The following is a 9,481-nucleotide window of genomic DNA, read 5'->3' on the forward strand; positions in this document are numbered from 1 at the left end:
GCCGCGTCAGCCCGCCGCGCGCTGGAGCGCCGCTGCCATGTCCTTGTGGATCACGAAGATCGAATCCATCCGCGTCAGGCGAAACACCTTGGCAACGTCCGGGGTCAGCCCGGCAAGGTCCAGCCGTCGCCCATCGCCCATTTGTTTCATCGAGGCGATGATGGCGCCAAGGCCGCTGGAATCGACGAAGGCGACGCCGGAGAGGTCAAGCAGCACGTGATCCGCGCCATCATCCGTCAGGGTGCGCATTTCATCCTTGAACCGGATCGCCGAGGCCGCGTCGATGCGGTTGTCTTCGACCGTGATAACCTTGATGTTGTTGTGAGTGGCGCAGGTGAGTTGCATGAAGCCTCCGGACACGGGAAAGATGCGCGCAGACTAGGCGCAATTCCTTACCAAACCGTTTGGCCCCGAGAGCTTTTTCGGAGCGGTACCCAAGGATGAAAGGACAGTCGGCATGAAAGAGGTTGTGATCGCGGGTGCGGCCCGAACGCCCATGGGCGGATTCCAGGGGGATTTCGACGGGGTCGAGGCCAGTGTCCTGGGCGGCGCTGCAATTTCCGCGGCGCTGAAGGATGCAGGTGCCGCGACCGTGGGCGAGCTGTTGATGGGCTGTGTTCTTCCCGCTGGGCAGGGGCAGGCCCCGGCGCGGCAGGCGGGGTTCAAGGCGGGGCTGGGCGAGGACGTGCCGGCGACCACGCTGAACAAGATGTGCGGCTCGGGCATGAAGGCGGCGATGATCGGGTTCGACCAGATCGCGCTGGGCCAAACCGACACGATGGTGACGGGCGGCATGGAGAGCATGTCGAACGCGCCCTACCTGCTGCCCAAGATGCGCGGCGGGGCGCGGATCGGGCATGGGCAGGTGATCGACCACATGTTCCTCGACGGGCTGGAAGACGCCTATGACAAGGGGCGGCTGATGGGCACGTTTGCCGAGGATTGCGCCGAGAAATACCAGTTCACCCGCGAGGCGCAGGATGCGTATGCCATCGGGTCGCTAGAAGGGGCGCTGGAGGCCCAGAAGAGCGGTGCGTTCGCGGGCGAGATCGCGCCGGTGACGCTGGAGACGCGCAAGGGCACGGTGGTGATCGAGGTGGACGAGCAGCCCGGCAAGGCGCGGCCCGAAAAGATTCCCCAGCTGAAGCCTGCGTTCCGCGACGGCGGGACGGTGACGGCGGCCAATTCGAGCTCGATCAGCGACGGGGCGGCGGCGCTGGTGCTGGCCTCGCGCGAGGCGGCGGAGGCGCAGGGGCTGAAGGTCCGGGCGCGGATCCTGGGCCATGCCAGCCACGCGCAGGCGCCTGGATGGTTTACCACGGCCCCGGTGCCGGCGGCGCAGAAGCTGCTGGAGCGGATCGGCTGGACGAAGGACGAGGTGGACCTGTGGGAAGTGAACGAGGCGTTTGCCGTGGTGCCGATGGCTTTCATGCACGAAATGGGCCTGCCACGTGAGAAGGTGAATGTGCATGGCGGGGCCTGTGCGCTGGGTCACCCCATCGGGGCAAGCGGGGCGCGGATCATGGTGACGTTGTTGAATGCGCTGGAAAAAAGAGATCTGAAGCGCGGTGTTGCGGCGATTTGCATCGGCGGGGGCGAGGGCACGGCCATCGCGATCGAGCGGGGCTGAGGCGCAAATCTTTTTCGGAAAAGATTTGCCAAGAGTTTTATTGAAAACTCTTGGCGTGGGAGGTGAGTTATGCGTGCGGATTACGACGCGTTGTCCAAGACCATCGGGGCGTTGACGGAAGGTGAGAGTGACGAAGTGGCGCTGATGGCGACGGTGGTGTGCGAGTTGCACCATGCCGACGACCGGTTCGACTGGACCGGGTTCTACCGGGTGACTGCGCCCGACCTGTTGAAGATCGGCCCCTACCAGGGCGGGCATGGGTGTTTGCAGATCCCATTTTCGCGGGGCATCTGCGGGGCGGCGGCGCGGACGGGCGAGGTGCAGTTGGTCGATGATGTCGACAGTTTCGACGGGCATATTGCCTGTGCCAGTTCCACCCGGTCGGAGATCGTCCTGCCGGTGCGGGACGGGCAGGGGCGACTGCTGGCGGTGCTGGATATCGACAGCGATCAGCCGGCGGCGTTCGACGCGGCGGATGCCGACGGATTGGGCGCGATCCTTCGGATGGTATTCGGACGCTTGTAGAGATTTGCCGGCGCGCGCGGTGCGGGTGTCGATGCCTCCGGCGGGAGTATTGTCAACGAAAAAATTATTCTATTTTCGGTTGGTTATCTGGAAGGAGCTTAAGGGTATCCCCCCTTCTGTCCACGTTCGACATTGCACTTAAACCCCTAGGTGCGTTTTCCGTAGCTCGCTCATTTCGTTCAGAAACTCTGCTGCCGCGGTCTCGAAGATATGTTCCCCAGAGTAATGGTCTATAAAGACCCATCTGCACAAAGTTAACTGCCCTGATTATCGAGAACCACCCGCACCGCTCTCGCGCGCGTCTCAGGTGAATATCGAATCGCTCTGTTGTCCTTTTCCACGACTCCAATCTTTCCTCAATTTAGAGCCTCTGGCGGCTAAGGTCTAATTCATTTGGTGAAACTGACTGGCTATGGTTCGGAGTGCGATCCGCCACTCGTCTTCATTCTTTGCGGAAGACTTGTAAATCCTGATGCCATCGGGCTGTCCGTTCTCACCGATCTTGAAAACGTCCGAGGCCGAAACGCCAACTCCGCGGGCGGCAAGGCGATCCTTCATTTGTTTTGCCTGTGCTTCTGTAGCCATAGGAAGCCAGATGATGTTGCCTTCCTCTCTGGTCTGTAGCAGTTGGGGTCCTAAGATTTGCCTGGCAATTTCATGGCGTGTGACATTCGTCTTTCGCGTAATCTTCAAAATTTCTCGGCCTGCTCCGCTTTGGATTAACCAACGCGCAATTGCCAACGAGTATCTTTCCGGCATCCAAACACTACCGCGTGAAGCGGTCGCGACTGCGTTCGCAAAGGCGGGCGGGTAGGCAAGGATACCGAACCGGCAGCCAGGTGTGATAACTTTTGAAAGCGAGTAAAAGTAGAACGTCCCTTCTGGATAGAGGCGCCGTAGGCTGGTCAGGTCGTCCGTGGCCAATGGTCGGTACACATCATCTTCGATTAAGATCAGCGAATGGGCCTTAGCAATTCTAGCGATGGCAGCCCTGCGCTCTTTGCTCATTGTGATTGTGGTTGGATTGTCGAAGTTCGGCATTACAAAAAGCGCCTTGACCCGCGGGTTCCGAAGCGACTTTTCCAGCTCATCAGGAATGATCCCGTCCTCGTCGATTTGGACCGGCAATATGCCAAGGCCGAGCATTTTTGCCGAAGATTTCAAGCCTTGGTATACGACCGTGGGAGCCAGGATGACGTCGCCTCTTTGCATGCATGCAGATAGCGCGATCAACAATGCGTGTTGTGCGCCTGCAGTCACGGCCAGGCTTGACTCTGTTTCCTCGAAGCCGAGCAAACGGGTCCATTTGCGTGCAGTATCCAGCGAATGAGTGTCGCCAGCTGCCGGATAATAGCTGTATATTTCTGATGTGGCAGAAGCGAAGAACTCGCTAGCTCCGTCTTGCAAAATGCTTTTTACCGCATCCAGGGTCTGAGTGTGGACCGAAAGGTCAATTTCGGGTGTCACATCCGGAACGTCGTATGAAGGAGGTGTGTGGTCCAATGCCCTTCCGCGTACGACAGTTCCTTTGCCAGCCTGTGCAGAGATGACTCCTCTGTCTTTCAGATAATTCAGTGATTTCGTAATCGTCGTCAGGTTCACATCGAACGATCGCGCCAACGATCTGTGCGAAGGAAGCCATTCGCCCGCCTCGAAATACCCTTCTGAAATCTTGGATGACAGAACCGCCGCAATTCGGAAGTAGATGGCCTGATCTTCTGATGTCTCGTCCAAGCACGAGCGAAGATGCTTCAAAACCTCCTCTTCGGATTGCGTGGGAATATTCTGAGAATTCGAGTCCATATTGCAGCTTCCTCCTCCAGAGACTGCCAAGTTTTCACGCATCTTATCAGAATGAAAGTCTTCTTCAATTCAAATGGGGCAGACAATTTTAACTGTATGACATATAGTATTGACTGATGGTCAATTTAGTCTCTACGCTGAGATACGTGAAAACAATTCAAAGCGAAAAAGGTAGTATACAAATGAAGACACTTGTCCTTGCTGGCGTATTGGCCGCGCTTTCGTCACCTTTCTCTGCTGGCTCCGGGAGCGCGGAAACTCTTCGCCTTCATTCTGTTTGGGTCGAGAGCCGTCCAGTTGCGGATTACGTAAAGTACTTCGCTGAGCGTGTGGCGGAGCATTCCGGCGGTGACCTGAATATTCAGCCGTACCACGGCGGCAGCCTTGGGATTAAGGATCCGGACATTCTGCGCATCCTTCCTTCCGGGGCGGTGGATATGTCTGTTCTTTATCCCGAGTATGTAGCGCGAGATGAGCCTGCGATGGCTGTCGCATATGTTCAGGGCGCCATCGAAGAAGTTGAGCAGCAGCTGAAAGCTGTTCCGGCGATCCAGGACGTGTACGAGCCTATCTTTGACAGATGGGGCATCAAGACGCTGGGGGCGATCCAGGTGCCTGAGCGTGTCGTTCACATTTTCTGCAAGGAACCTGTGAATACACTCGAAAACCTCAAATCCAAGAAGGTGAGAGTTTGGGGCCGCCACCAAGTCGAGACATTTGCAAAGCTCGATGTCGCGGCCAGCATCATCCCACAAAGCGACATGTACGTAGCGCTTCAAACCGGTGTGGTCGATTGCGCGACTTATATGGGAAGTGTTGCAACGACTGTATCCCTTCAGGAAGTCGCTCCTTATGGCGCTCCGCTTCATCCGCATGCAGGCGTGCCCATCAACATCCTGATTTCAACAGATCGATACGAAGCTCTTTCTGACGAAAGCCAAGCGGCGCTTGATGCCGCGGCAGAAGACACATTGGAATACACAAACGAAGAATTCCTGAGTGGTGAGCGTGAAGAAGCAGGAATTCAGAAATTAATCGACCAGGGCGGAGAGATAATCGAACCCTTCTCTGAAGCTGACCAGGAGGCATTTACTGCTGCCGCCCGAGAGGCCTGGCAGGAAATGTCCGAGGAGATCGGCCCTGAGGCGGTCGAGAACATGGTCTCAATCAAGAAAGCCATTGAAGAGTAAGAAACACTTCTCTGGGCGACATTTAGACTGGGAGACCGGCAATGCTAAATTCTACTTCTCGATTCCTGAAGTGTGTGGGGGGATGCATCATTGCCGGATTCCTACTGCTAATTCTCTATGCGACTCTGTCCAGATATCTACTTAACCGTCCGATCGATTACTCGGACGAACTCGCAGCACTTCTGTTCGTGACCAGCGCGTTCATCGGGATACTTTCGTCGGCCCTTGATAACGATCACATTGAAATAAACATTTTGACCCAAAGGTTAGGGGCTACGTGGCGCACTCTTTGTAAAAGGGTGTCCGCAGTTGTCTGCGTCGTGTTCTTCGGCTTGTTTTCTTACCAGAGTTTTGTCTTCGCGGATTTCTCGTATCAGATTGGCGCTTTGACGGAAGCGGCTGCTTTGCCGGTAAGCTACTGGATGTATGTCATGCCATTGGCATCGGCAATCGCATGTCTGGCTTACGCATACCGAGTCTTTTTTGCTCCTCGTTCGGCCGCCAAGCAAGACGAGCGTTTAGACCGGAGCGCGGAAAATTGATCTGGGGCCTGCTAATAGCGTCTTTGGTCGTTCTGTTGCTCTTGGGCGTGCCAATCGGTGTCGCGCTGGGTGCCACCGCGTTCCTGTTGATCGAAGCCTTCGTCGGGGGCAGCTTTCAGTTGGCGGTAACGGCGACTTGGAACACCTTCAATAGCTTCACCCTGACCGCGGTTTCGGCCTTCATCGTTCTTGGGGAAGTACTGCTGGCAAGTGGTCTGACTTCTCGAATTTATGCTTCGGTGCTACCTTTGTTTCAGCGGTTTCCCGGCAAGCTGATGCATACCAACGTGGCTGTAGGGGCCCTGTTCGGTTCCGTAAGCGGTACAAGCCTTGCAACTGCGGCTGCCGTTGGATCGGTTGCCTATCCTCAGTTGGCAGAGCGGGGCTATCCCAAGGGAAGCGTCGTCGGCCTGTTGGCTGCATCCGGCACGCTTGGCATCATCCTGCCGCCCAGCCTTATCCTCGTAATTTACGGCGCGACACAAGATGTATCCGTGGGCCGGCTGTTTCTGGCGGGCCTGATTCCGGGTATGTTCCTGGCTGGCGCGTTCATGATCTACATCGTGATCCGAGCTAAGTTGAGCGCCAAATGGCTACCGGAAAGTACGGAAACTTCCACGTGGCAGGAAACAATCTTGGCGCTGGTCGGGCTGTGGCCAATCGCGGTTCTGATGATGGCAGTGCTCGGTACGATATACCTCGGCGTCGCCACCCCGACAGAAGCGGCGGCCTTGGGCGCCTTCGCGACTGTTGTCATGGGCTTTGCGTTCGGAACGCTGACTTTCAAGCGACTGCTTGAAGCTCTGACGAAGTCAGTCGTCAGTTTCGGGACTATCGCGCTTATCATGGTCGGAGCGGCCATGCTGACCCAGGTCATCAGTATCCTCGGGCTTCCCATGCAGCTAACTACGCTGGTCGCTGAAATGTCCTTGGGGAAGTACACGGTTTTTCTTGCAGTGGCCGTAATCTACCTCGTGCTTGGATGTTTCTTTGACGGCCTGTCAGTCATGCTCATGACCCTGCCGCTGACATTCCCAATGATGATGGCGGCAGGATTCGATCCTGTCTGGTACGGGATCGCCGTAACAATCCTGATCGAAATCGGAATGATAACGCCCCCGGTAGGCATCAACCTGTTTGTTCTTTCGGCTATTTCGCGAGGCCAGGTTTCAGTGGCCGAAGCTTCGAGAGAAACGTTGCCTTACTGGGCAATCATGTTGGCGTGCCTCGGGATATTTACGGCGTTTCCGGAGATAATCACGTTTCTTCCCAACTGGATAATGAACTGAGAGGACCAATGAACAACCTATCCACCTTAACGAACGCAGAAGCGCCGATCATTGCTGACACTCTGCTCGTCTGCAATTTCGACCGCGGTATTTTCGAGGAAATGAAAAAAGGCGGTATTACCGTTGCGAATTGCACGTGTTGTGTATGGGAAGGCTTTCATGACACCATGAAGGCCGTGGCTCATTGGAAACGACTGTTCAATGAGAACGCAGATCTAATCATGCAGATCAGGAGTGTAGAAGATATTCACCAGGCCGCACGCGACGGGCTGGTTGGGATCATTCTGGGGTGGCAGAACACGTCCGGCATTGATGACAACATCGACTTTCTAGAGGTGTATGCGGAACTTGGCGTGAAGATCATGCAACTCACATACAATACGCAGAACTTTGTTGCCTCGGGCTGTTTCGAAGAGCGGGACAGCGGGGTCACCGGCTTCGGCCAAGATGTGATCGCGGAGATGAATCGTCTGGGAATTCTAATCGATCTCTCGCACGTTGGTGGGCGCTCTGCGAAAGAGGCTTGCGAAATCTCGACGAAACCCTTGGCATATACTCATTGCTGCCCTTCTTCGTTGAAGGACCATCCCAGGAACAAGAGTGATGAAGAACTGCTTCGTGTCGCTGAGGGTGGGGGATATATCGGCATCACTATTTTTCCACCGTTCCTACCCAAGGGTACGAATTCGACAATAGATGATTATGTCGAGGTCGTTGACTACGTCGTAAATCTTGTCGGTGAAGAGAGTGTCGGAATTGGTACTGACATGTCTCAGGGACATCCGTGGTCTTGGCAGGAGTACGCCATGCATGACAAGGGCAATTCTCGCCGGCTTACATCGTTCGGAGAGTTGAAATTCCCTACGGGCATAGAGCAGATTTGCGATTTCCCAAACATTCGCGATGCCATGAAACGGCGAGGATGGACCGAAACCAGGATCGAACGCGTGCTTGGCAAGAACTGGGTTCGCCTGCTGAACGATGTCTGGTGACTTTTTAAGTGTGATGCCGTGTACGTCGGTATCACACCCGAAAGTTGCGTGCGGAATGGCTTAGGCTCTTTTTCACCCAAGGCATGCGGAGGCTGAACGCGCTTATGCAAAATTTCGACCTCATCGTTGCGGGAGCCGGTATCGTCGGAATGTCGACGGCGCTTTGGGCCCGGAAAGATGGAATGCGAGTTCTACTTTGTGATGGCAATCTTCCTGGGTCAGGCACGACTTCGGGCTCTGCATGCACAATTGCCACTTATGCCAGTGTTCCGATCAACAGTCCTTCAATACCTGCGAGCCTGCCGCGTCTTTTGACACGTTCGGACAGCCCGTTGAGTTTCGATTGGAAATACGGTCTCCGTAATCCACGATGGATGCTGTCATTTCTGTCGCACTGCCGCGCATCAAAAGTAAGACACATAAGTTCTCAACTGGGTCTTCTGCTTTCGCACGCAAACAGCAGCTTGGACGAAATGATTTCGGAATGCAGCGCGGATGACCTGATCGTTGACAATGACTGTATGTATATCTGGTCTACAGAAGCCGGATTTGATGCAGCGCTAGGGGGCATCGCAACGCAGCGCGCGAATGGCGTCGCATTGGAGCTTCTGACTGCCGACGAAGCACGGGATCTTGAGCCGAGTCTTAAGGGAAAGATCCATAAAGGTCTTAAGTTCAACGGAGCTCGTCATGTTCTGAACCCACAAGAACTCGTGATTCGAATGCACCGTCGATTTCTGGAGCTGGGTGGCAAATGGATTCAGGACAACGTCCGGACAGTGGTTCCGGACAAGGCCGGTGTGACTGTGGCGCTAGAGAATGACGACACCGTGAGCGGCGACTATTTCGCATTGGCAGCTGGAGCCTTTTCCACTCGCATTCGGGGCACCGGCGCGGAATATTTGCCGCTTGGCGTCGAGCGAGGCTACAGCATTGTCTATCCAGGGCACGGTGCAATTACTTCGCGACCCGTGGGTTGGGCGGAGGCCGGGCTCTACGCGACGCCAATGGCACAAGGTCTTCGTTTTGCAGGGACCGTGGAAATTGCTTCGCTGGACGCGCCGAGCAATCCACGCAACATTGACTATCTTCACAAAAGATCCTTGGAGATGTTTGGTCCGCTTGGGGCGCCGGAAAAACCTTGGCTGGGCTATCGTCCGACATTGCCGGATTCCTTGCCAGTGATTGGCCCATCTCCAAAGTCCGAACGCGTAATTTTCGCGTTTGGACATCAACATGTCGGACTGACCCTTGGACCCGTCACAGGGCGAATTGTTTCTGAATTGGTCCGGGGAAAGCTTCCCCACTTTGATATTTCAGGACTAACGCCCCGGCGTTTCTGGAGCTAGTGGCAAGAGCTAAATCTAGATTCGTTCGTGTGTCTGTCTAGCCCCGAATGACTGGGCCATTTCTTCGTAGAGTCTCGGGCACCGGCGGTCGCATATTTAGGGCCTGGTGTGGGCGGGTATGATTGTACTGTTTGAGCCAGCCATTGATGACGATCTGGGCC

The 9,481-nt window shown here is 55.6% G+C and carries 10 protein-coding genes; 7 read left to right on the top strand and 3 right to left on the bottom strand.

Going from position 1 to position 9,481, the window contains the following annotated elements:
- Nucleotides 1-6 precede the first annotated feature (6 nt).
- A complete protein-coding gene (locus C2I35_RS10470) occupies nt 7-345 on the bottom strand; it encodes an STAS domain-containing protein (protein WP_103762968.1) in 339 nt (112 codons plus the stop codon).
- A 112-nt stretch (nt 346-457) separates the two neighbouring features.
- Here C2I35_RS10470 and C2I35_RS10475 point away from each other — a divergent pair, with 112 nt between their 5' ends.
- Both C2I35_RS10475 and C2I35_RS10480 read left to right on the top strand, forming a co-directional pair.
- Nucleotides 458-1,630 carry a thiolase family protein gene (locus C2I35_RS10475; RefSeq protein WP_103762969.1) on the top strand — a complete coding sequence of 391 codons (1,173 nt, stop codon included), beginning with the start codon at nt 458-460 and terminating at the stop codon, nt 1,628-1,630.
- A gap of 69 nt (nt 1,631-1,699) precedes the next feature.
- Nucleotides 1,700-2,155: a free L-methionine (R)-S-oxide reductase MsrC gene (locus C2I35_RS10480; protein WP_103762970.1), complete on the top strand. Its 456-nt coding sequence runs from the start codon at nt 1,700-1,702 to the stop codon at nt 2,153-2,155.
- Between the two features lie 384 nt (nt 2,156-2,539).
- Here C2I35_RS10480 and C2I35_RS10485 read toward each other — a convergent pair whose 3' ends face one another.
- Nucleotides 2,540-3,958: an aminotransferase-like domain-containing protein gene (locus tag C2I35_RS10485; protein WP_170067174.1), complete on the bottom strand. Its 1,419-nt coding sequence runs from the start codon at nt 3,956-3,958 to the stop codon at nt 2,540-2,542.
- A 182-nt stretch (nt 3,959-4,140) separates the two neighbouring features.
- Between C2I35_RS10485 and dctP the strand changes: the two genes are divergently transcribed.
- From dctP to C2I35_RS10510, 5 genes are all read left to right on the top strand, one after another.
- On the top strand, nt 4,141-5,148 hold the full coding sequence (dctP, locus tag C2I35_RS10490; protein ID WP_170067175.1) for a TRAP transporter substrate-binding protein DctP: 1,008 nt from the start codon (nt 4,141-4,143) through the stop codon (nt 5,146-5,148).
- Between the two features lie 41 nt (nt 5,149-5,189).
- Nucleotides 5,190-5,690, top strand: a complete 501-nt coding sequence (locus tag C2I35_RS10495) for a TRAP transporter small permease (RefSeq protein ID WP_103762973.1) — start codon at nt 5,190-5,192, stop codon at nt 5,688-5,690.
- Entirely contained in the window at nt 5,687-6,979 is a 1,293-nt protein-coding gene (locus C2I35_RS10500) for a TRAP transporter large permease (protein WP_103762974.1), read from the top strand. Before C2I35_RS10495 ends, C2I35_RS10500 begins: the two co-directional genes overlap by 4 nt.
- 8 nt (nt 6,980-6,987) lie before the next feature.
- Nucleotides 6,988-7,971 carry a membrane dipeptidase gene (locus tag C2I35_RS10505; RefSeq protein WP_103762975.1) on the top strand — a complete coding sequence of 328 codons (984 nt, stop codon included), beginning with the start codon at nt 6,988-6,990 and terminating at the stop codon, nt 7,969-7,971.
- Between the two features lie 104 nt (nt 7,972-8,075).
- Nucleotides 8,076-9,320, top strand: coding sequence for an NAD(P)/FAD-dependent oxidoreductase (locus C2I35_RS10510; RefSeq protein WP_103763017.1), 1,245 nt, complete (start codon nt 8,076-8,078; stop codon nt 9,318-9,320).
- Between the two features lie 37 nt (nt 9,321-9,357).
- Here C2I35_RS10510 and C2I35_RS22740 read toward each other — a convergent pair whose 3' ends face one another.
- Nucleotides 9,358-9,474: an integrase core domain-containing protein gene (locus C2I35_RS22740; RefSeq protein WP_425442903.1), complete on the bottom strand. Its 117-nt coding sequence runs from the start codon at nt 9,472-9,474 to the stop codon at nt 9,358-9,360.
- Between the last annotated feature and the right edge of the window lie 7 nt (nt 9,475-9,481).

It is taken from the genome of Roseovarius confluentis (assembly GCF_002917925.1).
Taxonomy (GTDB): Bacteria; Pseudomonadota; Alphaproteobacteria; order Rhodobacterales; family Rhodobacteraceae; genus Roseovarius; species Roseovarius confluentis.

Excerpts from the sequence above, each read along its gene's own strand:
- C2I35_RS10470 (WP_103762968.1), bottom strand. The coding sequence starts at position 345 with ATGCAACTCACCTGCGCCACTCACAACAACATCAAGGTTATCACGGTC.
- C2I35_RS10475 (WP_103762969.1), top strand. The coding sequence starts at position 458 with ATGAAAGAGGTTGTGATCGCGGGTGCGGCCCGAACGCCCATGGGCGGA.
- C2I35_RS10480 (WP_103762970.1), top strand. The coding sequence starts at position 1,700 with ATGCGTGCGGATTACGACGCGTTGTCCAAGACCATCGGGGCGTTGACG.
- C2I35_RS10485 (WP_170067174.1), bottom strand. The coding sequence starts at position 3,958 with ATGGACTCGAATTCTCAGAATATTCCCACGCAATCCGAAGAGGAGGTT.
- dctP (WP_170067175.1), top strand. The coding sequence starts at position 4,141 with ATGAAGACACTTGTCCTTGCTGGCGTATTGGCCGCGCTTTCGTCACCT.
- C2I35_RS10495 (WP_103762973.1), top strand. The coding sequence starts at position 5,190 with ATGCTAAATTCTACTTCTCGATTCCTGAAGTGTGTGGGGGGATGCATC.
- C2I35_RS10505 (WP_103762975.1), top strand. The coding sequence starts at position 6,988 with ATGAACAACCTATCCACCTTAACGAACGCAGAAGCGCCGATCATTGCT.
- C2I35_RS10510 (WP_103763017.1), top strand. The coding sequence starts at position 8,076 with ATGCAAAATTTCGACCTCATCGTTGCGGGAGCCGGTATCGTCGGAATG.